Origin of the sequence: Actinoalloteichus hymeniacidonis, from assembly GCF_014203365.1 — a bacterium.
In the GTDB taxonomy this organism is placed as follows: Bacteria; Actinomycetota; Actinomycetes; order Mycobacteriales; family Pseudonocardiaceae; genus Actinoalloteichus_A; species Actinoalloteichus_A hymeniacidonis.
Map to the genome: position 1 here is coordinate 124,247 of NZ_JACHIS010000001.1, position 23,964 is coordinate 148,210.

Sequence of the window (23,964 nt, forward strand, 5' to 3'; positions counted from 1 at the left end):
AGATCGCCAGGAAAGTTGTCGCATCCCTCACACGACCGATAAGGGTATCGATTCAGCACTCCACTGGGTGCGGCACGAAAGAATTCAAAGGACAGGAATGTAAAGACCCCGTATCCCAATCGGGGATACGGGGTCGGTGATGTCGGATCGTCTCGGTCGTCAGCCCCACTGCGCCTGGGCGTCGGACGAACCCGCCGATGCGGTCGCGGGGAAGGCCGCGGAGATGTCATAGGAGACCGGGCTCGCGGTGGCCTCGTCACCCCAGTCCTCGTCTGCCCAGGCGGCGTCGTCGGACGCGGCCGCCGAGGAGATGGGGCCGCCGCTCAGATCGTTGCTCGTGTCGGAGCCGTAGCCTGCGTCGGGGACGAAGTTGCCCTCGTCGTCCAGCCTGCCGGATTCGGTGACGATCCATTCCCCGTCGCCCGCGTGCTCGGAGACGACCACGGAGTCGTCGGTGCGGAACTCGGCGACCATGTCGGCCTCGCCGTCGCCGTTGACATCGCTGACGATCAGGATGCTGCCGTTGTCGGCGGCGACGACTGCGGTGTCGGGCACTCCGTCGCCGTCGATGTCCTCGGTGGCCGGGCCCGTCTCCATGGTGCCCGACGGGGTCTCGATGATCAGCGGGGTGCCGCCGCTGTCGAGGTCGGCGTCGCTGCCGGGCGTCCCGTAGTCGGCGTCGTCGTAGTTGTCGCCGATGCTGTCGCTACCCGGTCCGCCCGCGATGTCCTGCGGGTCGGTGTAGGTCCACTCGCCGGTCGCCTCGTCGTAGCCCGCCGCCGAGGTGACATCGCCACTCTCATCGAGTTGTACGAGCAGGTCGGCATCGCCGTCGCCATCGATATCGCTGTAGACCGCGTGACCATCGGCGGTCTCCATGACGATCGACTCGTTGATGCCGTCGCCGTCGATGTCGTAGTTGGCCTCGGCGGAGTACTCCTCGCCGTCCACGGTGACCTTGAGGTCGGTGTCGGTCGAGGCGGTCGTGTCGGCCGAGCCGTCCGCATCCTCGATGTACATTGCGTTCCACCCCATCCTGATTCGTCGAACCCGCTCGGGTCTCGCGTGCGCCTGACTTCGACCAGCTGATCCGAGGGTCATCCGATTCGACGTCGCCGGTTGGACTCGCCACCGCGTCGGATGGTTCCCCTGCCGTCACTGTTTCCGGTCCGGCGATGCATCTCGGGCGACGGTCCGTGGCGCCGAGGGTAGGCAGGGCAGGCGGGCCGGGTCCAGAGTCGGCGCTCGATCGATGTCGGCACGGTCAGTCGGCGTTGCGCAGCGAGCCCAGTAGTCGGTCCAGTGCCGCGATGACCGCCGCGAGGTCCCGGGCCTGATCGGTCGAGCCCGCCAACCACAGCGCTGCCTCGTTCATCGCACCGGAGAGCAGTCTGGTCAGCGGCTCCACCGGCTGATCGGCGATGACCCGGTCGGACATGAGCGTGCGAAGTGCCTCGGTGAGATGCGCTGCCGAGGCCTGCTCGTCGAGTTCGCGCCAGCGATGCCAGCCGAGCACCGACGGCCCGTCCACCAGCATGATCCGTTGTCGGTGAGCGGCGGCGCTGGCCGTCAGGAAGGCCCGACAGCCCGCGACGAACTGCTCCCAGGGTGTCGGCGCCGCATCGGCGGCTGCGGCGACCTCGATCGCCACCTCCTGTTGGACGGACTCCACGACGGCGTGGAACAGCCCGGCCTTGCTGCCGAAGTGGTGGTAGAGGGCGCCTTTGGTGAGGTCGGCGGCTGCGGCGATCTCGGCGAGCCCGACGGCGTGATAGCCCTGCTCGGCGAACAGCCGTCGACCGGTGTCGATCAGCAGCCGCCGGGTCTCGTCACGTTGTTGGGCCTTGCTTCGCGCGGGTTTCATCGGGCGTTCCTCGATCTTCGTCGTTGACATACCCAGGGTACGCGTCTACCTTCCTCAAACATACCTACCGACGGTATGTAGTTCACGGAGGGGATTCCCATGAACCTGACCAGCTTCTATCCCGTCATCTGCACCGCAGAGGTGCGTCGATCAGCCGACTTCTACCGTCGCTGGTTCGGCTTCGAGACCACCTTCGAGGCGGATTGGTACGTGAGCCTGCGCCGTACCGAATCGCCCCACCAGGAACTGGCCGTCCTCGACCCCCGGCATCCGACCGTCCCGGACGGCTATCGCAACGTCGTCGGTGGACTGCTGCTCAACTTCGAGGTCACCGACGTCGACGCCGAGTACGAACGACTGGTGACCGTCGGCGGACTGGAACCGGCCCTGCCGCTACGCAGCGAGGACTTCGGTCAACGACACTTCATCATCGCCGACCCCGACGGCGTCCTCATCGACGTCATCACACCGATCCCGCCATCGGAGGCCTTCGCCGCCGCCTACGAGCTCACCGAGCACTGACGCCCGCGCCGCCGGGGCGTCCACGCCGATGCCGTCAGGCCCGCACCCGGACGTCTCGAATCCGGCGAAGCAGCTCCTCCACTCGATCGCGGCCCGAGGTCACCTCGGTCAGCCTGCGGTGATTGGTCTGCAGCTCACGCTTGCGCTCGGCGACATCCATCCGCAGGGCCTTCTCGACCTCCCGCAGTTCATCCTCGATCGCCGCGATCCGCCGGGCCAACGCGTCGTCCAACGCGAGCGAGAGTTGCAGCTCCGCCTCGATGAGCTGCTCGGAGATCAGCTGATCCAATGTCGACCGCGAGTCGGCGATCGCCTCGGTCAACCACTGCTTGACGTGCTGCTTGTCGGCGGTGTGCTTGCGGGTCTTGCCGATCCACCATCCCGCGCCGAGCCCGAGCACGATCGCGGGCACGGCCAGCAGCGGGGCGGCGATGGCCAACGGCGCCAACGGCAGCGTGGCCAGCTTGCCCGCGCCCAGCCCGCCGGAGAGGCCCATGAACACCAACAGCCGGTCCTCGGCCGTCGGTGGCCGCTTCTCCGGCGGCCGGACGACGACGGGCGGCCGAGTCGCCCGCGCGACCTGGGTCTGCAGCATCGCCAACTCGTCGGCCGAGAACAGATCTGCCAACGCCGTATCGGCCACCTTGGCCAACCGGTCGCTGAGCATGCCGCTGACCCGTGAGGACAGCATCTGCAGCGCCGCATCGACATGCTGGGGCAGCTCGATGAGCTTGTTCTTGTCCGCGACGTCGATGGCCTTGCGGAACCAGGACTGCAGATCGCGGACCTGGCGCCCGACCTCGTGAGCGCACTCGACCCTGGTGCGATTGATCTCGCCGCGCAGGCGCAACTGCCAGCCCCGGTTGTTCGCCCGACGCTCGCCGGAGAGCTCGTCACGGCGGGCGCGCAGCGTCTCGGCCTCGTCCTCCCCGACGGTCAACGCCCGCTGCTCGGCCTCCAACCGGACCGCCAGCGCGGCGAGCGAACTCGACAGAGCGCGCATCGTGTTCGCCTCGCCGAGCATGTTGGCGCGACCGCCGACCAGCTGCGACAACGACTCGCCGAGCTGGCTGACCCCGGAGCGCTCCCGCAGCATCCCGGCCGCCGCCTCGGTGGGTGCCTGGGCGGCGAGCTGGTGCATCCGCGCCGAGACCGGGTGGAACTCGGTGTCGGTGAACCTCGGGGCGTGCTCGGCCAGCAGCGCACGATTCGCTTCGAGGATCTGCCGCCAACCCCGGTACTGATCGGTCTTGGTCAGCGCGAACAACACCGTCTCGACCCGATCGGAGATCTGGGTGAGGAAGGCCAGCTCGCCCGAGGTGAACGGCGCCGAGGAATCGACGACGAACAGCAACGCCGTGGCGTTCGCGGCGGCCTCGGCGGCCAGTTCGCCGTGGGCCTCGTTCAAGCCGCCGACGCCGGGGGTGTCCACGATCCGCAGATTGCCGAGCAGCTCGACCGGCCCGTCGACCTCGACATAGCGCGGCGGCAACGCACCACTGGGCAGCTCGTGATTCACCGAGACCCACGAGTTCAGCGTCTCGACGGCGATGTCGATCGGCTCGGCGCCGACGCCGTAGCAGGCCCGGGCGGACCACTCCGGGGCATGACCGAAGGCCAGATAGGTCGCGGTGGCGACATCGGCGTCGACCGGCGACAGGTTCTGCTGGTTCAACAGGGCATTGACCAGCGAACTCTTGCCTCGGTTCGTCTCGCCGACCACCACGACCGAGGGGGTGGCGAGCCGACTCGTGCGCACCTTCTCCACCCAGGCGGCCGACTCAGGGTCGAGTTCCTGAAGTATCCCGACGAGTCGTTCCCTGGTCTGCCGCACCAGTTTGGGCAGCGGGAGTTTCTTGTCCTCCGCGCTCATCGGTCGGCGGCCTTGGAATAGACGATGACCACCGGCGGCCGCAGGGCCGTCCCCCGATCCGCGAAGCCGACAACCTCGGTCTCGGCCACCGTGCCCGCGAGCTCCGGCTGGGGCGCGGTGACCACTCCACCCGCCTCGTGATGTGTCGGGTCGAAAGGCTGGCCGTCGGGCCGGGATGCCGCGACGCCGACCGAGGCCAATCCCTCCTCCAAACGTTCGGCGACACCCGCGCTGCGCGCCCGATCCAAGGCGTAAAGACAGAGACGGATCAGTTCGCGGCGCTCGCGAAGCGCCTGTTCGAGCAGCACGGCGTCCATGGCGGCGCCGGCGGCCGTCTCCGCAGCCGGAGGATCAGCATGAGAGCCCACAACATGATTCGACGGTTCGAAGCCCGCCGAGGTTCCCTCGAACACGGCATTCACCGGCTCTTTCTCGCAGTTCATGATGTGGTGCCGCTCACGGTGATCCTCTTGCCCGAGCGGATGGGCAGGTGATCAGCGGGTGGCCTCGCGTAGTTGCTGCCAGATCAGGAAGTACGCCCGGTGCACCACATGGGCCACCCGGCTCTGGGCGGGTGTCGCGCCGAACGAGGCGAACGATCGCCACCAACCCGCCCGCTCCAGGGCGTAGGCCGCCCATTCCTGCGGCGGTCGGCCGACCATGCCCAGCTGTTCGCCGACCGAGCTCGTGCTGCCGACGCGGAGCACCTCCTCCGCCAGGTCCTCCGGCATGGTCACCGCCCCCGCCGCCACCACGGTCAGCGCCTCCAACAGACGCAGCTGGTGCGCCTCGGGTTTCGCGAGCAACACCTCGATGGCGTCGTGCACCCGTTGCCGCTCGCCTGCGTCGCCGGAGGCATGGGCCAACGCACTCACCGAGGCCATCGCGGCCGCCGCCTTGATGCCGTCGGCGCGGGCCCGGAACACGCTGTCCAACCTGCTGCGGACGGCCGCCAAGCCGGACGAGTCCAACAGCTCGCGCCGCAACGCACCCGCCGTGATGTCGGGTTGATCGCGCACGGCGCGAATGCCGCGACCGATGCCGTAGAGATCGAGCCGCTCCAGGATCGACACCCGTTCGGCGGCGGGCACTTCGCATTCCCAGGTGGTGAACAGGTCCGCCGAGATCAGCATCGTCTCCAGGGTGACCTCGTCGACCTCCGCGAGCCGCCGCAGGATGTCGGCATCGGTCGAGGTGAACCGGCCGGTCTCGGAGGTCTCGGCCAGCAGTCCGATGACGGGCAGGACGTCGGTGACCCGTGGTTTCAGGCTGTGGGCCTGTTTCTCGGCCACCAGCAACGCGGCCCGCCACTGATCGCCGTCGGCACCGCTGACGGAATCGGGTTCGATGGTGTCGGCCTTGTTGAGGACGGCGATCGCGTTGACCGGACCGGCGTCCCGACTCGCGGTGGCCGCGGTGAATGCGGCGAGTGCCTGCTCGTCATCGGCGCGGACCGACTGGGTCAGCACGTACAACACGGCCTCGGCGCCTGCCACGGCATTGCGGGACACCGGATCCAGCTCGTCGGGCGCGTCCTTGGCCCGCGGGTCGATGGTGGCGGTGACCGCGTCGGCGTCGGACTCCGACTCGGGCGCCGTCCATGCCGATGCGGCGTCGTCATCGGTACCGACCCCGAGTAGTTCCTCGGTGCGCTTGACCGAGGCGGCGTCCAGTGAGCCGAGTCCGGGGGTGTCGATGACGGTGAGATCGCGGAGCACCGCGTTGGTCAGGAAGGCCTCGATATGCGAGACCTTGTCGATGTCCACGCCCAGTGAGGCCGGGATCATGCCACCGGGTTCGAAGGGCAGGACCTGCTTGCCGCCATCGGTGAAGACGACCTCGATGCGGTCCACGGTCCCGTATTGGAACCGGGTGACCAGCCGGGTGCACTCGCCGATGTCGGTAGGGGCGACCCGGCGACCGATCAGCGCGTTGACCAGCGTGGATTTACCGGATTTGATTCGGCCTGCCACGGCGAGTTGGAGTGGCGCGTCCAGCCTGCGCAGGACCTCGCGGAACCCGGCGGCGGTGCGCGGACTCACCTGTTGTTGCAGTCGTTGACAGAGGTTGGCCACGGCGGCGGACAGCGGACCGGAGAAGGGTTGCCGTCCCCCTGCTGCGGTCACCCCTGACTCCTTGCGTTCCGGCCTGCCGAATTCTGTCACCAGATGGTGTCATGGTCGGCGACACGCGCTCGACCCACCGGGCTCCCGGTGGGTCGAGCGCGGCCGGATCAGAACGCTGCCTCGGGCAGGTCCATCAGCGTGTTGTCCGTGGCCTCGAGGGTTGCCTTCCTCGCGGAGAGCTCGGGGAGCACGGTCTTCGCGAAGAACCGGGCAGCGGCGATCTTGCCTTCGTAGAACAGCCGATCGCGGTCGCTGGGGTCGTTGTCCAGGGCCGTGAGGGCGATCTCGGACTGCCGCAGCAGAGTCCATCCGATGAGCAGGTCGCCCGCGCTCATCAGCAGTCGGACCTGGTTCTGACCGACCTTGTAGATGTTGGCCTTGTCCTCCTGCGCGGAGGTGAGGAAGCCGATCATCCCGCCGAGCATGCCCTGGAAGTCCTCCAGCGCCCGCTTGAGCAGGGCCCGCTCCTCCTTCAGCCTGCCGTTGCCCGACTCGGAGTCCAGGAAGTTCTGGATCTCGGTCGCGACGTGCATCAACGCCTGGCCGTTGTCGCGGATGATCTTCCGGAAGAAGAAGTCCATCCCCTGGATCGCGGTGGTGCCTTCGTAGAGGCTGTCGATCTTGGCGTCGCGGATGTACTGCTCGATCGGGTAATCCTGCAGGTAGCCCGAGCCGCCGAGCGTCTGCAACGACAGGGTCAGCATCTCGTAGGCCCGCTCGGAGCCGACGCCCTTGACGATCGGCAGCAGCAGGTCGTTGATCTTCTCGGGCAGCGAGACGTCCTCGCCTGCGGCCTTACCGGCCAGAATCCGGTCCTGGAAGCTGGCGGTGTAGAGGTATAGACCGCGCATGCCCTCGGCGTAGGCCTTCTGCAGCATCAGGATTCGGCGCACGTCCGCGTGCCGGGTGATCGGCACCCGGGGGGCGTTCTTGTTCGCCTGCTCGGCCAGGTCGGGTCCCTGCACCCGCTCCTTGGCGTAGTCCAGGGCGTTGAGGTAGCCGGTGGACAACGTGCCGATCGCCTTCGTTCCGACCATCATCCGGGCGTACTCGATGATCTGGAACATCTGCGCGATGCCGTCGTGCACATCGCCGAGCAGCCAGCCCTTGGCAGGCGTGCCGTTCTGCCCGAAGGTCAACTCGCAGGTCGCGGAGGCGTTGAGCCCCATCTTGTGCTCGACCCCGGTCACGAAGGCGCCGTTGCGCTCGCCGAGCTCGCCGGTCTCGACGTCGAAGTGGAACTTCGGCACCAGGAACAGGCTCAGGCCCTTGGTGCCGGGCTTGGACTCGACGCCGGGGCCCTCGGGGCGGGCGAGCACCAGGTGGACGATGTTCTCGCTGAGGTCGTGGTCACCGGAGGTGATGAAGCGCTTGACGCCCTCCAGGTGCCAGGACCCGTCCTCCTGCTGGATGGCCTTGGTGCGGCCCGCGCCGACATCCGAACCCGCGTCGGGCTCGGTCAGGACCATCGTGGCGCCCCAGCCGCGCTCGATCATCAGCTCGGACCAGCGGCGCTGTTCCTCGGTGCCGCCGCGCCAGATGACCGTCGCGAAGTTCGGACCGGCCAGGTACATGTAGGTCGCGGGGTTCGAGCCGAGGATCAGCTCGGAGGCCGCCCACTGCACGGTCGGCGGAATGCCGTAGCCGCCGAGCTCGACCGGCAGGCTCAGCCGGTACCACTCGCCGTCCCACAGCGTCCGGTACGACTGCTTGAACGACTCGGGCAGCGTGACCGAGTGGGTCGCGGGATCGAAGGTGGTGCCCTCGCGGTCGGCCTCGGCGAAGGACTCTGCCAACGGGCCGGAGGCGACCTTCTCCAGCTCGGTCAGCACGCCTCGGGCGGTCTCCTCGTCGGCCTGGTCGAACGGGCCGGTGCCCAGCTGATTCTGCACGCCGAGGACCTCGAAGAGGTTGAACTCCAGGTCCCGGAGATTGCTCTTGTAGTGGCCCATCGTGTGCTCCCCGCATCGCGCCCTGTGTACAAGTGGGCGTTGTCCCCTACTGGTCGGTAACAACACTATATTACCCGTTGGTAACCATCGGCAAGGGAACAACCGCACTCAAGGGTCAGGGCACGAAGGTCTGTAGGTGGTCGACCTTGACGAACCGGCTGTCCGGGCTAGCTGTCGACACTGCCGACCGCAGGGCCTCGATGCCGCCCCAGTCCACCGCGGGCTCCGAAAGTGGCTGGTCGAAGTCGTCCCAGTGCGTCGGCAGGACGTACTCCGGGTGATCCAGGGCGGCCAAGAGCCGCGGCACGTAGTCGTGCACCGTGGCGCCACCCGGTTGGATCAAGGCCACATGCGGACGCAGACCCGCCAGGGCGGGGGCGAAGAAGTTCGAGGCTCCGAAGTTCGCGATGCGCAGCCCGCCGGGGGTGGTGATCTGGTAGGCCAACGTCCCGCCCTCCACCAGGTCGGCGATGGTGGCAGGCCGAGGCGGCACGGCGGCGGGCCGCGTTCCCGGGAACGGCACCCTCGCCCGCTCGCCGACCATCGAGTGCACCGAGTGCAGAACCTGGATGGTGTAGCCGTCGAACTGGATGTACTCGCCGCCGGAGACCGTGCTGAGCTGTTCGTCCAACGTCGCGTGATCGGCGTCCAGCGCCCGGATCAGATTGAGATGCGTCTCGGTGCCCAGCACCGTCGCCCCGGTGGCCCGGGCCAGATACGGCACATCGGGGAGATGGTCGTAATGCCCGTGCGTGACCAGGATCTGATCCGCCCGGCTCACATGCGGATCGATCAACGCGGGATCGCTCACGATCGGCGTCGTCGGATCGGCGCCCTCCGGCGCATAGGTACCGGTCTTGAACCGGGTCAGCCACGGATCGATGAGGATCACCCTGTCGTCGAAGGAGACCTCCCAGCCGTTGTTGCCCAACCAGCGCAGCGTCACCCCGGACGAGCCAGGCTCGCCAAGCCGCAGCCGGTCGCCTTGCTCGCGGTCCGGTCCGACGGCGGCCGCATCGGGCAGCAGCGTGGTTCCCGCCGCGACCGCCGCAGTGGCACCCGCCAACACGGCGGCACCACCGAACAACCGGCGTCTGGTCAGGTCGGGGCGCTGCCGACGCCTGTCTCGATCCGCGCGTTCCGTGCTCATCGAATCCTCCTCGGGGATCTCGGTTCGAGAGCAGCCAAACAGCGGCGTGACCAGGGCGTCCAAGCGCGACGCGCCGAGAACACGATGACCGGATTGATATCGTCGCAGCGTGGACATGGTGCGACACCTGCGAGAATTCCTTGTTGTCGCCGAAGAACTGCACTTCGGTCGCGCCGCTGAGTCCCTCGGCGTGGCCCAGCCGGTCCTCAGCAGAAGGATTCGCCGACTCGAGGACGAATTCGGCACAGAGCTGTTCCGCCGCGGCTCGCGGGGTGTCGAACTCACCGAGGCGGGCCGATTGCTCACCGAGGACGCACCCGCGCTGCTGACCGGATTCGATCGCACCCGGCGCCTGATCAACCGCATCGGCTCTGGAAGCCGCCGCCCCATCGTGGTCGGCGTCCCCGCCGAGCTCCCGGCTCGCACCATCGGCGCCCTGCTACGAGCCTGTGCCCGCAGACTGCCGGAGCTCACGGTCGAACCAGTGCTCGCCGGTGCCACACCGCAGACCGCCCTACTCGACGACGGTGCCCTCGACGTCGCGCTGTTGACGGGACCGATCGACGATCCGCAGCTGCACAGCGGTGTTCCGCTCGATCAGGAATGGGGAGCAGTGCTGCCCAGCGCCGCCGATGCGGCCGCCGGGCTCGACCCGATCGAGCTGCGTCACCTCAGCGGATCGGGGCTCATCGTCTCGTCGAATCCCGCCTCGTTCGGTTGGCACGAGCGCATCCTGGCCGACTGCGCCGCCGAGGGGTTCGCCCCGGCCGTCGTGCACCGCGCCGAGACACCACAACTTGCCATCGGGATGGTGCTGGCAGGCCGAGGCGTCACCTTCCTGCCCGCCGCCGTCGTCGAACGCGAGCCCCGCGTGATCTGGCGGCCCCTCCGAGACAGACCGCTGCTCTGCCGTTGGGCCGTCGGCTGGCCCCGGCGCCGCAGCCATCCCGATGCTCATCTCGTCGCCGAACTGCTGACCGACGTCGTTCGTGATCACCTCACCGCCGAGCGACCGCGACAGAGCGCCCGTCCGGATCGGCTCCGCCCCTGGACAGCCGTCTACGGCACGGCCGCCACACTGCGCGGACTGCCGGACTCCGGCGGCCTCGGCGTGTTGATCTGACCGGCCGCCCCGCTCAACCGGGCGAGGCCGACGCGTCGTCGGTCGCCCGCAGCCAGTCCACCGCCAACCGGGCCGCCCGCCCGATCGCCACGTCGACATCGGGTCGTCGCCCCGGCATCCCGGTCAATTCCACGAACACCGACACTGCATACCCGCGGCCATCGGGATAGGTGATCACGCCGATCTCGTTGCGGATGGGTGGCAGCGAACCCGATTTCGCGGCCACGAGCACCTCGTCATCGAAGCCCGCCGCCAGCCGATGCCAGTTCAACTGGGCGGACATCAGGCGCCGCACCTCGGCGCAGGCCGCCGCCGAGCCAGCCAGGTCACGCCAGATCAGGCTCAGTAACCGGGTCATGTCCCTCGGGGTGCTCGACGTGGTCCCCGCCGGGTCGAAGGCCCGCACGCGACGTCCGTCGCCGTGGGCCGCAGCCGCGAACCGGATGGCGAACTCGGCGTCGTCGTCGGCTCCCACGTCCTCGATGATCGTGGCGAGGATGTCCCTCGGCGCTCCCAACACGGTGGTCGCGCCCAGACCGAGTTCGCCGATGGCGGACCGCAGCGCAGCCAGGCCGATCCGATCCAGCAATAGGTCGGCGGCGGTGTTGTCGCTCACCGACATCATCGACCCGGCCAGATCCCGCAGGCTCAGCGCGACGTCGTCGAGGAAACCGGCCGTCCCCGTTCCGCCGAGCCGGTCGCCGTCGCGCACCCACACCATCGACGTCGGATCCAACAGGCCGGCCGTGGCCTGGCGCGCGTACTCCAGCGCGATGAGCACCTTGACCACCGAGGCGAGTACGACCGGCGTGTCGGGGTCGGCGCCGACCTCCCGATCGGTGGTCAGGCTCAGTGCATGCAGCCGCCCCGTGACCCCGATGGCGGCGAACGTATCGGTGATCTCGTCGACCACGGCCGTGCTGGTCACGGCGTCGGAATTCTCGGTCACCCGGGTCCCTTCGTGAACTTCCGCAAGCCTGCGGGCGGCACCCTCCGAAGGCCGATGCGCACGGTGCAGGCGCGATCTCGCCCCGCTGCGGAGTCGTTACCCGAACGACGCTATCCCGGTCGTTGATCAACTGCGACAATCCATCACGATGAGCAGCGACAGCGGGCGGCCGCTTTATTACCTGGTGGGTACTACCGGCTTCCCGAACTATGGGGACGAGATCATCGCGGCCACCTGGCTGCGCTATCTCGCGCAGGTGGCCCCGGAGGCCGAGGTCTGGCTGGACTGCCCGAGCCCCGGCCCGGCTCAGGTGATGCTCGGCGACCTACACCCGAGGGTTCGCTTCACCGACACGCTGTGGCGGCTGTGCTGGGAGGCGCCGACCGACGAGCCGTGGGGCGTCGCCGACTTCGCCCAACGCTGCGTCGACTTCCCCGGTCTGGCGCCCCGCTGGGTGGCGGGCGTCGAACTGCTGGTGCGCGCCGACGTCGTGCACATCATCGGCGGCGGCTATGTGAACCGGATCTGGCCGAGACACGTCGGCCTGCTGGCCGGTGCCGCCGCAGCCGTCCGCCGCTCCGGCGGCAAGGCGGCCATGACCGGTGTGGGACTGTTCCCGGCCCCCAGCTACAGCGAACCGCTGCTGCGTGAACTGGCCCAACGCTTCGAGGTCGTCGATGTCCGCGACGCGAAATCGGCCGACATGCTCAGCAAGACCGTCCCGGTCATCCACAGCTGCGACGACGTCTTCTTCGGGCTGGGACCGCATCTCTACCGCCAGGACGACGACGTCCGCGAGGTCATGGTCTGCATGCAGTCCGACCTGGTGGAGCTGGGCGTGCCCCGACTGGCCGGGTTCGTGTTGGACACCCTGCGGGAATGGGGGGTCGACTCGACGCGGCTGGGCGTGGTGGAGTGCATCCCCCGGGTGGACCGCGAGGTGTTCTCCCTCATCGAGCACGAGCTGCCCGATGCCCGTTTTTATCCGCTGTCCGAACTGATGGACACCGGATTGCCCGCCGCGCCGGGTCAGACCTGGATCTCCAGCCGCTTCCACCCGCACCTGATCGCCTCGGCGGTCGGGGCGAGCGGAGTGGCGGTGAGCGTCAGCCCCGACTACTACGCGACCAAACATCGCTCGTTGATCGATCTCGGTAGCGGCTGGACGATGGTGGAGGACGTCACCGAGACACCCGTCCGCCCCGACGCCGGTGGCTACAGCCCGGAGGCGCTGCGCGAGTACCGGCTGCGCAAGGACCAGGTGGCCCGGCAGATCTACGCGTCGTGATCGCCTCGGTCACATCTCCTCCAGGGTCTTGCCTCGCGTCTCGGGGATGAACTTGGCGACGAAGAAGAACGAGAGCGCCGCGAACGTCGTGTACAGCCCGTAGGCGAAGGTCAGGCTGAACTCCGACAGGCTCGGGAAGGTCGTGGAGACCAACCAGTTCGCCGCCCACTGCGCGGAGGCGGCAACCGAGAGGGCAATCGCGCGCACCCGGTTGGGGAACATCTCACCCAGCAGCACCCAGGTGAGCGGGCCCCAAGCCGAGGCGAAGCAGAACACGAACATGTTCGCCGCCACGAACGCGATCTGGCCCTGAAGCGCGGGGAGCACCGTGGCGCCGTCGACGACCTCGGCGAAGCTGAAGCACCACGCCGCCACGCCGAGCGAGACCGTCATCCCGACCGACCCCACCAACAGGATCGGGCGCCGACCGACTCGGTCGATCAACGCGATCGCCACGAAGGTGCCGAGCAGGTTGACGATGGCGCTGATGACACTGTTCAACAGGGCGGTGTCCTCGCCGAAACCGACCGACTGCCATAGCGTCGCCGAGTAGTAGAAGATCACGTTGATACCGACGAGCTGTTGAAGCATCGCCAGTGTGATACCCACCCACACGATAGGTAGTAGTCCGAAGCGCCCGATACGCAGATTTCGAAGCTTCGGCTTCGACTCGTTATCCAGGGATTGGCGAATCTCCGACAATCGTTTATCGACGTCGCCGGTCTCGATCCGCTGAAGTACTCCACCGGCTTGGGTGAACCTATTCTTCGCCACCAGATAGCGGGGTGACTCGGGAATTCGGGAGACCAGGACACCGAACACGATGGCGGGTATCGTGGCGATTAACAGCATCCATTGCCAGGCCGCGATGGGGCCCAGTTTCTCGGCGCTTCCACCGGCCACCGCGACGATCGCATAGTTCAGGAGTTGGGCGCTGGCGATGCCGAGCACCATCCCGAGCTGTTGCAGGGAACCCAGCCTGCCCCGGTAGGCGGCGGGCGAGATCTCGGCGATGTAGGCGGGAGCGGTGACCGATGCCAAGCCGATCCCCAGGCCGCAGAGTACCCGCCAGAAGATCAAATCGAACGGGGAGAAGGCCATCGAAGCAGCCAGCGCGGCCACTCCATAGAGGGTTGCGGAAATCTGCATAGTTCTGATTCGCCCGACCCGATCGGCCAATGAGCCGGCGAACCACGCACCCAAGGCGCAGCCGATCAGTGCAGATGAGACGACCAGGCCGGTTGCTCCGGCGCCGATATTGAATCGATTCTGAACGCCGGTTATGGCGCCGTTGATCACGGCGGTATCGAAGCCGAACAGAAAGCCGCCTAACGCGGCACTGGCTGCGATGAGTGCGACATAGAGCAATCGGCTTGTCGCTGGTTTGGTGGACGGACTAGCTGTATACGAACCTGTTTCGACCATCGAGACGTCACCTCCATAGTGGGTACGACGAACTCCTGGCAGTAGCTACGGTCTGAACTCGGCGACAGATGAGCCACAAAAGGCAGAATCAACCGATCGGTTTTACCGTGAGAGTGAGCACGGCTGCTTTGGATGGGAGAAGCATGACGACCACGGAACCGAGCAAGCCCGAAAGCGGCAGCGGGTTGACCGTGGTTGTCGCGTTGCTCGTCAACGCCGGAATCGCAGTGCTCAAGGCTATTGCCGGCTTGATCACCGGATCCGCCGCGCTCTTCGCCGAGGCCGCCCATTCGGTGGCCGATACGATCACCGAAGTCCTGTTGCTCACCGCATTGCGTCGGTCCAGCCGACCAGCGGATCGGCGACACCCATTCGGGTATGGCAAAGAGCGGTATTTCTGGTCTTTGATGGCGGCGATCTCCATCTTCGCCTCCGGCTCGGTGCTCGCGATCGCCGAGGGCATCCGCTCGCTCAGTGGAGAGCAGGAGCAGACCCGCCCGGAGGTGGCGTACCTCGTGCTGGGCTTGGCCTTCGTGCTGGAGTCGGTGTCCTGGCTTCGTGCCGTCCGGCAGATCCGCCGCGAGGCAGCGGAAGAACAGACGCCGTTCTTCCATTACCTGCGTTCGGTGGACGATCCGACGGCCAAGACGGTGCTGTTGGAGGACAGCGGCGCGCTGATCGGTCTGTTGTTGGCCTTCCTCGGCGTCGGGTTGCACCAGCTCACCGGCTCGGGCGTGTGGGACGCGGCGGCCTCGCTGGCCATCGGCGTGCTGCTGGCGGTCGTCGCCTACGTCCTGGGCCGTTCCAACCGCGCCCTGCTGATCGGCCAACAGGCCAACCGCAGGCTGATCGACCGGATTCGGCGCCGGCTACGGGAGCGGCCCGAGGTGGAGGTGGTGGTCGACCTGCTCACCATGAGCACCGGCGCCGACCGGGTACTGCTCTGCGCCCGGCTGGATTTCGACGACACCCTCACCGTCGGCGAGCTGGAGAGGGCGTGTGTGCGGATCGACGCCGAGCTGCGCGAGGAGTTCGTCGAACTGGACGAGATCTTCCTCGAACCGGTGCCCAGATCGGATCCGGAGTTGCGCGCCAGAGTGCTGGCTCGCTACGGCAGGATGCCGTGACCTGCGATGATCTGGGCGTCGCCCGGAGAAGTGCGCAAGGTCATGCCAGCGGGCTCCTAGACTTCTCCCCGGATCCTCTGCACCGTGTAGGTCATGGCGATGGGAACGAGCGGGCTCCGCGAGACCGACCGAGGGTTCGTTGTCACGGCGGTGCTGTTCGACCTCGACGGGACCCTCATCGACTCGACGCCTGCGGTGACCCGTTGCTGGACGGGCTGGTGCCACGAGTTCGGCGTCGATCCGGCGGAACTCGCCCATAGCCACGGCCGTCGTGCCGTGGAGATCATCGCCGACCTCCTGCCCACCTCGGCACCCGCCGAACTCGCCGAGGCGGCCCGACGTCTGGACGAACTGGAGCTGGCCGACCTGGCGGGCGTCGTCGCGCTGCCCGGCGCCGCGACCGCCCTGGCGGCTTTGGGGCCGGCGCAAGGCGCGATCGTCACCTCCGCCCGGCGCGACCTGGCCATCGCCCGGCTCGGCGCAGGCGGCCTGGTGCCGCCCGCGACGCTGATCAGCGCGGACGACGTGCAGGTCGGAAAGCCGGACCCGGCTCCTTATCTGGCCGCCGCACACAAACTGGGCGTCGCACCGGAGGACTGCCTGGTAGTCGAGGATGCCGCCGCAGGCATCGCCTCCGCGAAGGCCGCGGGCATGCGGTCGCTCGGCGTGCTCACCAATCCGCATGTCACGGGCTTGCAGGCCGACCTCGTGGTCAACAGCCTCACCGATATCGAGTGGGCACCGGGCGCCGACGGCACGATCGACGTCCGAGTCAGGGCGACCGACCTACCCGCCTGAGGCCAGCTGACGCGGCGCAGTCGGAACCGCCGCCGTCAGCGACGGGTATCGGTCCGCCGGAAGTTCAGGTACGCCCGCGACGGCGTCGGACCACGCTGATCCTGGTAACGGGAACCAGCCTTGGTCGAACCGTAGGGATTCTCGGCGGGGCTGGACAGCCGGAAGAGACACAGCTGGCCGATCTTCATCCCGGGCCAGAGCGTGATCGGCAGATTGGCGACGTTGGACAGCTCCAGGGTGATGTGCCCGGAGAACCCCGGATCGATGAACCCCGCCGTGGAATGGGTGAGCAGCCCCAACCGGCCGAGAGAGGACTTGCCCTCCAACCGACCCGCGAGATCGGACGGCAGCCCGACCACCTCGAAGGTGGATCCCAACACGAACTCGCCGGGATGCAGAACGAAGGGATCATCGCCCTCGGTCTCGACCAGCGACGTCAGTTCGTCCTGCTGGAGCGCGGGATCGATGTGGGTGTACTTCGTGTTGTCGAACACCCGGAAGAACCGGTCCAGCCGGACGTCGATGCTGGACGGCTGCACCAACTCGGGTTCGAAGGGGTCGAGGGTGAGTCGACCTCCGTCGATCTCTTTACGCAGGTCCAGATCGCTGAGGAGCACACACCCACCCTAACCGCAGGGTTGCTCTTCGCACGGGTCCGGGCTGCGTGTATGCTGTGTCATGCTGCGGATGTAGTTCAATGGTAGAACATCAGCTTCCCAAGCTGAATACGCGAGTTCGATTCTCGTCATCCGCTCGTTGCACGAAGGCCCAGGTCAGAGGATGTCCACTCTGGTCCTGGGCCTTCGGTGTTTCCGCGATCAAAGAGGTTCAAGTGCTGTCTGCGTGCGGTTAGTCGTCTTGCTCGGATTCCGTGCTATTCGGCTCATCTTTCGAGTCGGTGGCTTATAGGCACCGACGGCGTCGGAGATCCGCATCCGCAGCTTGGCGTTGGTCGTACGCACCGCCCGCAGGCCGGGACGTCCGGCTCGCCGTTCCGCCTTGCCCACGCCCCGAGGATCATGGACGCTCGGCGGTATGTGGACCATCGCCATCGACCGGCGTCCCCGATGAACCACGTTCCCGTCGATGACACGGCACTCTTCCGCAGGTTGTTCGACGATGCGGACGCGCTCCTGTTGGACTTCGATGGACCGGTCTGTTCGGTTTTCGCTAGATATCCCGCGTCGGGCATCGCCGCCGAGATGAACACGCGCATCCAGGCTGCTGGCCGAGCGCTGCCGCCCGAGGTCGACGCGACCGGTCCGCACACCATCCTGCGTGCCGCCGTCGATCTTTCACCCGAACTCGGACGGGAAGCCGAGGCGATCCTGCGCGCCCATGAGATCGAGGCGGTACAGAGCGCCAGGCCCACTTCCGGCATCAGCGAACTCATGGCGAGTTGGCATGCGACCGGGCGGCCGCTTGCCATCGTCAGCAACAACACCGGCGATGCCATCGAGGTGTACCTGGCGACCGGTGGTCTCGGTGGCTACGTCGACCACGTGCAGGGGCGCGATCCGCACGATCCGAATCTGATGAAGCCCGACCCTTATCTGCTTCGGCAAGCCGCCAGTGCGATCGGGGTGGACGTGCGGCGGTGTCTCCTCATCGGCGACTCGGACGCCGACGTCCTTGCGGCGCAAGCCGTCGGCTGTCTTGTCATCGCCTATGCGACCCGGGAGGCCAACCGTGCTCCGCTGCGGGCCCTGAATCCTGATCTGTTGCTCACCCGACTATCGAGCTGAACCCACCCAGACACCCAGACACCCAGACACCCAGACACCCAGACACAGCCGAGGACACCCGCCGAATGACCGACTTGCCGCCGTACTCCGTCAGCGTTGCAGGTGTCGTCACCCGCGAGGACGGTCGCATTCTGGTCATTCGGCGAGCCGACAACGGGCGGTGGGAACCGCCGGGAGGAATCCTCGAACGGGCCGAGACCGCCGAGGACGGCGTCCGCCGGGAAGTGTTGGAGGAAACCGGCGTCGAGGTCGTCGTCAACCGGCTCACCGGCGTCTATCAGAACCTGGGACTGGGGGTCATCGCGCTCGTCTTTCGATGCGTACCAACGGGCACGGTGATCGACAAGGTCGACGGCGAGGCCAGGGAGATCACCTGGCTGACCGCTGCCGAGGCCGCTACCGCGATGACCCCTGCCTTCGCGGTGCGCGTCGCTGATGCGCTGTCCGGGGCGGGTGCACGGTTCCGGGCGCATGACGGGACGAATCTGCTCTCAGTGCGCCCAGCGACCGACCGCAGCTAACGGCACACGGGAATCACCGCACCGCGAGTCGGGAGAAGCCTTCCGCGCCGTGTCCGGCCTCGATGGCGCGCTGTACGGCGGCGCGGCCCGCGCGGAGCAGGTCGGCATCCACACCGCCCGCCCGCGCGGTCTCGATGACGTCGTCCAGGATCGAGGCGGCCGAGTCGATGGTGGACGCGTCGCCGGGAAACTCGTGGCTGGTGAGGTGCGCGGTGACCAGGTCGATCAGGTCCGGCAGCATCGTCGTCATGTCCTTGGCAGGACCGTTGAACGCCGCCGGACTGATGTTCTCGGCCGCCGCCAGCTGGAAGGAGTGCACCACCCCGAACATCGAGGTCCAGAACAGATCCAGCAGTGACATGTTGAAGCCCGCGGCCTGTCCGGGGTCCTCGCCGAGGTACCGGCCGTTCTCACCGAGTGCTGCCAGCGTGTGCTGCTGTGCCGCATAGATCTCGCTCGACCCGCTGTAGAGCAGGGCCGCATCGGGGCCGCCGACGATGCCGTTGAGGATCACGCCGTCCAGATAAGCGATGCCGTGGTCGGCCGCCCAGGTTGCCATTTCGCGGGCTTGCTCGGGGGAGCCTCCGGTCAGGTTGAGCAGCGTGCGGCCCTTGAGCGCTTCGGCGTCGAGGATCGACTGCGCGGCCGGATAGTTCAGCACACAGACGATCACGAGCGGGCTGGCGGTGATCGCCTCGCTCGCGGTCTCGGCGACGGTCACGTCGAGGCCGGTCTCCTTGCCGGGCGTGCGATTCCACACGGTGGTGGAGTGGCCCGAGGTGGTGCAGGCGGTTGCTATTGCGCGGCCCATGGGCCCGAGTCCGAGGACGGTTACGGATGTCATGCTCGCGAAGCTAAACCTTCACGTTGACGTGAGAGTCAAGGCAGGAGTGCGAATGCGGATCGGGGAACTATCGCGACGGACCGGCGTCAGCGAACGCGCCCTGCGGTACTACGAGGAGCAGGGACTACTTCAGCCGCGCCGACTACCCAGCGGCTATCGCGAGTACCGCGAACTGGACATCGCGGCGGTGCAGCGGATTCGGGTCCTGCTCGACGCCGGGCTGAACACCGCCCAGATCGTCGAGGTCCTGCCGTGCATGGTCACCGACGACGGCCGTCTGCTGCCCAGCTGCCCGGAACTGGTCGACGAGCTGGTCAAGCAGCGTGATCGGATCGGCGCTGCCATCGCCGAACTGGAGACCACCCGGTCGAACCTGACCAGGATCATCGACAACGAGCGGCGCTGAGGGACCGGCCGATCAACCGGAGTCGTCGCCGCGGCGATTGCGATTGATGTCGCCGCCCGCCTGCTGGATGACCGCGTTATCCCGTGCCTCGGCTCGCTGCTGCACGGTCCTGGGCGGCGAGTTGAAGGACACTCCGCCCCGAACCTCGCCTGCCTGGATCACCGATCCGCTGACATCGCCGTGTATCGAGTTGTGCGTGGTCCGCCCGTGCGGCTCACCGGCCGGGGCATCCTCGGCCGAGTGCTGCTTGCCGTCGTCCCGGCCGGTCCAGAGTGTTATCCCCGCTCCGGCCAGGGTCGCCACGCCGACGGCGACCCAGGCTAGGACGTTGTCCACCGATTCGGTCGCGATGTTGACGGCGATGCCACCGCCGGTCACCACCAGCGCCGCGGCCAATGCCTGCCACCATCGCCTCATCGCCGACTCCTTCGGATGCCGATGCCGTTGTCTCCAGTATCGGCCGATGGTGACGACTACGGTACTGCGGGTGATATTGAAAACCCCTATTTCTCGGCTGCCCACCGATCAAGACCAGCGGCGGAACCCGCCCTCGGAGTTGATGACCTGCCCGGTGATCCACCGGCCCTCGTCGGTGACCAGCCAGGAGATCAGGCGGGCCGGATCGTCGGGCTCGCCCCATCGGCCACCGGGGAAGCGGGCGGCCACGGCGGCGACCGCGTCGGGCGGGGCATAGCCGGTGTCGACCGGGCCCGGGTTCACCGCGTTGACGGTGATGCCTCGGTCGGCGAGGTGGTCGGCCAGGGTCGGGGTGATCGCCGCCAGCGCGCCCTTGGCCGCCGCGTAGGCGACCTCGCCGGTCATCGGCCCGAGATTCTGACCGGAGGTCAGGAAGATGATCCGCCCGCCGTCTCGGCCATCGTGGTGCGCGGCGAATCGCTGGGCCAGCAGGATGGACGAGCGGGTGTTCACCGCCCAGTGCAGGTCGAGGGTCTCCTCGGTCATGGCTTCGAGGTCACCGTCGGGCGCGGACTGGGCGTGGTTGCACACCAGGATGTCGATCGGACCGAATTGCTCGACCGAGGTGTCGAACAGCGTTGCGGGGGCGGCCGGTGCCCGGAGATCGGCGGCAAGCTGTTCGATCCGCGCTCGCGGGTTGCTCGCCGCTTCGCGGATGCCCGCCGACACTCCATCGATGCCCGCCGGATCGGCGCCCCAATGCTGTTCCCGGTCGTGTGGGACGTGGTGCTGAAAGACGATGTCGGCCCCATAGGCGGCGAATCTCCTGGCCACGGCGTAGCCGATGCCGCGTCGTCTACTCACACCGGTGATCAACGCGCGTCGGCCGAGTAGCGGATACGGATCACGGCCGGGTCCGTCGATGCTGGAGTTCGAGGGAAACGCCATCGATCGATTCTGCTCGCGGACTTCAGCGGTGGCGACGGATTTTTTGCGCAGGCGAGCGGGGAAACGGCATCGACCACAGCTGTGGGAGCGCTCCCGCAGGTAGGCTGGCTGTGATCGATGGTGACCGCGTCGAGTGGCGGCCTATTCGGCCGAACGGCGAACGCTCTCACCCGGACGGATGGCTGTTTTACGGCGGGCAACGGGGCGGGCGGTAGTCATTATGCGAACTTCGTTAGCCGCCAGGGGTTTACAGCAAATTTCAGTCCCGTTACTCTTGATCATTGGGAGCGCTCCCAGTTCGATCGGTTCGCCCCCATACGTCGACTCCGGTCTGGGGCGTGCTGCGCGCCCACTCGCCCTAGACCGGGCTTCAACATAGTTCCGTGTTCCGTAGCATGCGAGTATCGCTGGTGACGGAATCCGTTTGCCGTCGCAGGCAGGCGTGAGACCTGTCCGAGCACGTGCCTTCGGGCTGTTCTCGGTCGAATACCGTTGTCGGTCGGTGGGTTCGCAGGGGAGCCCACCGACCGACAACGGCCCTATCTCATTCGGTTTCGTTGGCGCGACGTCGTCGCGAGAGTCCGAGCGTGAGGCCGCCCGCTCCGATCAGCGCGACCGCCGCCAAGGAGAGCGGCCATGCGCCGTTGATGCCGGTGGACGCCAGGTTCCGGACCGCCGAGTTCGGACCGGATTCCGAACCGGGTCCACCGTTGCCTGCCGGGCCGAGGTTGTCGCCATCGGGACCCGAGCCGTCCGGTCCCGAGCCGTCGGGTGCCGGATTGGTCGGGTCATCGTCGTCCTGGTCGTCGTCCTGGCCACCGGGATTCGAACCGTCCGCCCAGGTCACCGGGATCCGGGTGTCCTGGGAGCGATCCCCGCCCGCCTGGTGGTCGCGGCGGGTGATGATCGAGCACGCCGTCTCCCGGCAGTCGACGAACTCGTCGGCGGCGGGCACGGTCAGGGTGACGTCGAAGGAACCGCCCGAACCCCACGGGATCGTCAGGTTCGAACCGTAGGGATCGGTGCCGATCCACTTCGAGGAACCCGCCTCGCCGCTCATGTCCACCCCGCCCACACACGGCGTCGGCTGCGCGCCGGGGCCGTTGTCCACGCAGAGTGCGACGTAGATGTTCTTGTCGACATCGAAGCCGCTGCCGGTCACCCGGACGTCGGCGCCTGCGGGGTCGAGGTCGTCGACCGGGGTCGCCTCGACCTGCTGGCCCTCCGGTCCGGTCGCCTGACCGGTGCCGTTCGGCTCCTGCTGGACGTCCTTGTTCTCGGCGAAGGTGATCGGCACCCAGACGTCCTGGGAGCGATCGGCGATGGCGGTGTGGTCGTTGAACGCGGCGACGTAGCAATCCTGCTTCGCGCAGTCCACGGCTCGGCCGTCCTTCTCGAACGACGGCGCCAGCTCGATCGTCTCGGTGAAGGTGCCCGATTCGTCGACTGCGGACAGCCAGGCAGCCGAGGTGTAGGTCTCGGGGTAGGCGGCCTCGCCTAATTCGACGGTCTGGGCCAGGTAGATGCCCTGGCCCGGAGCGAAGCCCGAGCCGGTGACCTCGACGGATTCGCCCTGCGCGCCGAGTCCCTCGGTCTTGGAGACGGTGAGTGCGGGGTCGAGTTCGGTTGCGGTGTCGGCGAAGGACACCGGGGTGAAGGTGTCCAGGGTCCGGTCGGTGGAGCCGTGCGCGGCGAAGGTGAGCACCTCGCAGCCGACGGCGACGCAGTCGATCACGCCGGATCCGGTCTCGTACTCGGCGACGACGTCGAGATCGGTCTCGAAGCTTCCCGAGGCCAGGTCGGCGGCGGTGAGGAAGGCCGCCGAGTGGTAGACGCTCGCGTCGGTCCAGTAGTCCTCGTTGTGCGGGCCGAAGACCGCGTAGATACCGGGAACGCCTGGGGGCAGGTTGAAGCCGGTTCCGGAGACGGTGACGGTGTCGCCCGCCGGGTCGAGGCCCTCGGACGCGGACAGCGTGACCGAGGGGTCGGCGATGGGCCGAGGTTCGGCGAAGGTCACCGGAACCCGGACGTCCTGGGATCGGTCGCCCGCCCTGGTGTGGTCGGCGCGGGTGATCACCGAGCAGACGACGCCCTCGTCGAGGCAGTCGGTGTACTCGTCCGACGAGGCGAGCCGCAGGTCGAACTCGAAGCCGCCTCGACCGTCGCCCTCGTCGGTGTAGGGCTTGGCCAGGTCGACGCCGTAGGGCGGCGGGTTGGACGAGATCCATACCGAGCTGCCGCTCTCGCCGGTCATGTCGACCCCGCCGATGCAGGGGCTCGGGGTGACGCCCGGGCCATTGTCGACACAGAAGGCCAGGTAGATGCCCTTCGCGATGTCGAATCCGGTGCCGGTGACGGTGATGGTCTCACCGGCGCGGTCGAGATCGGCCGTCTTGGAGACGGTGATCTGCTGCCCCTCCGGACCGGGGTCGCCCTGCGCTTGGGCGATCGCGGGAACGGCCGTGCCCAGTGCCATCGTCGCGGCGATGGCGGCGGCGACCGGCCATCTCAGCCGGTCGGTGATGCGTCTTCCACTCGTCCTCATGTCGTGCAGCACTCCTACTAGGTCGGATTGTCGTTCGGTGTCCGCCGACGAGTGGTGGGTGATCGGGAACTGCTGATGGGACGAGCCGCGGTCGGTGCCTCGACACACCGCTGCCGGGTCTCGCCACGGCGCCAGCGCGGTCATTCGCTCGGCACGTGGTCTTGGTCGGGAGGCAAGCCAGACCGCTTGCAGCGCGGTACTTCCCCGGAACCTGCTGTCTACTTTGGCAAGGCTTCCCTATGTTAATTTTGGTGAGCCTAACCTAATCTGAGATAGTCAACAAGGTTGGCTTGGAGGGGAATTCGTCGGTCGTAGCGGCGGTGACCAGCTGCGATGTGGCG

Annotated in this window: 22 protein-coding genes and 1 tRNA gene; 9 read left to right on the forward strand and 14 right to left on the reverse strand. The window is 67.5% G+C overall.

The annotated features are described in order from the left end of the window. Positions 1 to 159: 159 nt before the first annotated feature. Positions 160 to 1,035: a DUF6802 family protein gene (locus tag BKA25_RS00555; RefSeq protein ID WP_157421326.1), complete on the reverse strand. Its 876-nt coding sequence runs from the start codon at positions 1,033 to 1,035 to the stop codon at positions 160 to 162. Between the two features lie 229 nt (positions 1,036 to 1,264). Beyond that, positions 1,265 to 1,864 carry a TetR/AcrR family transcriptional regulator gene (locus tag BKA25_RS00560; protein ID WP_069852967.1) on the reverse strand — a complete coding sequence of 200 codons (600 nt, stop codon included), beginning with the start codon at positions 1,862 to 1,864 and terminating at the stop codon, positions 1,265 to 1,267. A 99-nt stretch (positions 1,865 to 1,963) separates the two neighbouring features. Here BKA25_RS00560 and BKA25_RS00565 point away from each other — a divergent pair, with 99 nt between their 5' ends. Continuing rightward, positions 1,964 to 2,386 (forward strand): VOC family protein, encoded by a 423-nt coding sequence (locus BKA25_RS00565; protein ID WP_069852965.1) that lies wholly within the window; start codon positions 1,964 to 1,966, stop codon positions 2,384 to 2,386. Positions 2,387 to 2,420: 34 nt separating this feature from the next. On the opposite strand, the gene BKA25_RS00570 is transcribed toward BKA25_RS00565, so the two are convergent. From BKA25_RS00570 to BKA25_RS00590, 5 genes are all read right to left on the reverse strand, one after another. Next, positions 2,421 to 4,259 (reverse strand): dynamin family protein, encoded by a 1,839-nt coding sequence (locus tag BKA25_RS00570; RefSeq protein ID WP_069852963.1) that lies wholly within the window; start codon positions 4,257 to 4,259, stop codon positions 2,421 to 2,423. Beyond that, positions 4,256 to 4,702, reverse strand: a complete 447-nt coding sequence (gene grpE, locus BKA25_RS00575; protein WP_069852962.1) for a nucleotide exchange factor GrpE — start codon at positions 4,700 to 4,702, stop codon at positions 4,256 to 4,258. The genes BKA25_RS00570 and grpE overlap by 4 nt, the downstream gene beginning before the upstream one ends. Before the next feature lie 51 nt (positions 4,703 to 4,753). After that, complete coding sequence (locus tag BKA25_RS00580; RefSeq protein WP_069854186.1) at positions 4,754 to 6,385, reverse strand: dynamin family protein; 1,632 nt, start codon at positions 6,383 to 6,385, stop codon at positions 4,754 to 4,756. A gap of 107 nt (positions 6,386 to 6,492) precedes the next feature. After that, positions 6,493 to 8,337, reverse strand: coding sequence for an acyl-CoA dehydrogenase (locus BKA25_RS00585; protein WP_069852960.1), 1,845 nt, complete (start codon positions 8,335 to 8,337; stop codon positions 6,493 to 6,495). Positions 8,338 to 8,452: 115 nt separating this feature from the next. Beyond that, positions 8,453 to 9,487, reverse strand: coding sequence for an MBL fold metallo-hydrolase (locus BKA25_RS00590; RefSeq protein WP_084643879.1), 1,035 nt, complete (start codon positions 9,485 to 9,487; stop codon positions 8,453 to 8,455). A 115-nt stretch (positions 9,488 to 9,602) separates the two neighbouring features. Between BKA25_RS00590 and BKA25_RS00595 the strand changes: the two genes are divergently transcribed. Continuing rightward, the gene (locus BKA25_RS00595; protein ID WP_236751048.1) at positions 9,603 to 10,610 is read left to right on the forward strand and encodes a LysR family transcriptional regulator; all 1,008 of its coding nucleotides are present in this window, start codon (positions 9,603 to 9,605) and stop codon (positions 10,608 to 10,610) included. Between the two features lie 13 nt (positions 10,611 to 10,623). Here BKA25_RS00595 and BKA25_RS00600 read toward each other — a convergent pair whose 3' ends face one another. Next, complete coding sequence (locus BKA25_RS00600) at positions 10,624 to 11,559, reverse strand: serine hydrolase (RefSeq protein ID WP_236750423.1); 936 nt, start codon at positions 11,557 to 11,559, stop codon at positions 10,624 to 10,626. A 148-nt stretch (positions 11,560 to 11,707) separates the two neighbouring features. Here BKA25_RS00600 and BKA25_RS00605 point away from each other — a divergent pair, with 148 nt between their 5' ends. Next, positions 11,708 to 12,847, forward strand: a complete 1,140-nt coding sequence (locus BKA25_RS00605; RefSeq protein WP_069852957.1) for a polysaccharide pyruvyl transferase family protein — start codon at positions 11,708 to 11,710, stop codon at positions 12,845 to 12,847. A gap of 9 nt (positions 12,848 to 12,856) precedes the next feature. On the opposite strand, the gene BKA25_RS00610 is transcribed toward BKA25_RS00605, so the two are convergent. Beyond that, positions 12,857 to 14,272: a sugar porter family MFS transporter gene (locus BKA25_RS00610; protein ID WP_069852953.1), complete on the reverse strand. Its 1,416-nt coding sequence runs from the start codon at positions 14,270 to 14,272 to the stop codon at positions 12,857 to 12,859. Positions 14,273 to 14,415: 143 nt separating this feature from the next. Here BKA25_RS00610 and BKA25_RS00615 point away from each other — a divergent pair, with 143 nt between their 5' ends. Together BKA25_RS00615 and BKA25_RS00620 are read left to right on the forward strand one after the other, a co-directional pair. After that, positions 14,416 to 15,399, forward strand: coding sequence for a cation diffusion facilitator family transporter (locus BKA25_RS00615; RefSeq protein WP_069852951.1), 984 nt, complete (start codon positions 14,416 to 14,418; stop codon positions 15,397 to 15,399). Positions 15,400 to 15,492: 93 nt separating this feature from the next. Beyond that, positions 15,493 to 16,197: an HAD-IA family hydrolase gene (locus BKA25_RS00620; RefSeq protein ID WP_216637768.1), complete on the forward strand. Its 705-nt coding sequence runs from the start codon at positions 15,493 to 15,495 to the stop codon at positions 16,195 to 16,197. Between the two features lie 35 nt (positions 16,198 to 16,232). Here BKA25_RS00620 and dcd read toward each other — a convergent pair whose 3' ends face one another. Further along, positions 16,233 to 16,814, reverse strand: a complete 582-nt coding sequence (gene dcd / locus BKA25_RS00625; RefSeq protein WP_069852950.1) for a dCTP deaminase — start codon at positions 16,812 to 16,814, stop codon at positions 16,233 to 16,235. Positions 16,815 to 16,880: 66 nt separating this feature from the next. Between dcd and BKA25_RS00630 the strand changes: the two genes are divergently transcribed. The 3 genes from BKA25_RS00630 (at position 16,881) to BKA25_RS00640 (ending at position 18,463) form a co-directional block, all read left to right on the forward strand. After that, positions 16,881 to 16,951: transfer RNA gene (locus tag BKA25_RS00630), tRNA-Gly, on the forward strand. A gap of 313 nt (positions 16,952 to 17,264) precedes the next feature. After that, positions 17,265 to 17,942 (forward strand): HAD family hydrolase, encoded by a 678-nt coding sequence (locus BKA25_RS00635; RefSeq protein ID WP_069852948.1) that lies wholly within the window; start codon positions 17,265 to 17,267, stop codon positions 17,940 to 17,942. 65 nt (positions 17,943 to 18,007) lie between these two features. Continuing rightward, a complete protein-coding gene (locus BKA25_RS00640; protein WP_069852947.1) occupies positions 18,008 to 18,463 on the forward strand; it encodes an NUDIX hydrolase in 456 nt (151 codons plus the stop codon). A gap of 13 nt (positions 18,464 to 18,476) precedes the next feature. Here the strand turns inward: BKA25_RS00640 and BKA25_RS00645 are convergent, their stop codons facing one another. Continuing rightward, positions 18,477 to 19,307, reverse strand: coding sequence for an NAD(P)-dependent oxidoreductase (locus BKA25_RS00645; protein WP_069852945.1), 831 nt, complete (start codon positions 19,305 to 19,307; stop codon positions 18,477 to 18,479). A gap of 52 nt (positions 19,308 to 19,359) precedes the next feature. Here BKA25_RS00645 and BKA25_RS00650 point away from each other — a divergent pair, with 52 nt between their 5' ends. After that, complete coding sequence (locus BKA25_RS00650; RefSeq protein WP_069852943.1) at positions 19,360 to 19,713, forward strand: MerR family transcriptional regulator; 354 nt, start codon at positions 19,360 to 19,362, stop codon at positions 19,711 to 19,713. 12 nt (positions 19,714 to 19,725) lie between these two features. On the opposite strand, the gene BKA25_RS00655 is transcribed toward BKA25_RS00650, so the two are convergent. The 3 genes from BKA25_RS00655 to BKA25_RS00665 form a co-directional block, all read right to left on the reverse strand. Next, positions 19,726 to 20,130, reverse strand: coding sequence for a hypothetical protein (locus tag BKA25_RS00655; protein ID WP_069852942.1), 405 nt, complete (start codon positions 20,128 to 20,130; stop codon positions 19,726 to 19,728). Between the two features lie 108 nt (positions 20,131 to 20,238). Beyond that, complete coding sequence (locus BKA25_RS00660) at positions 20,239 to 21,078, reverse strand: SDR family oxidoreductase (protein WP_069852941.1); 840 nt, start codon at positions 21,076 to 21,078, stop codon at positions 20,239 to 20,241. Between the two features lie 544 nt (positions 21,079 to 21,622). Continuing rightward, complete coding sequence (locus BKA25_RS00665; protein WP_157421325.1) at positions 21,623 to 23,623, reverse strand: neocarzinostatin apoprotein domain-containing protein; 2,001 nt, start codon at positions 23,621 to 23,623, stop codon at positions 21,623 to 21,625. Positions 23,624 to 23,964 lie beyond the last annotated feature (341 nt).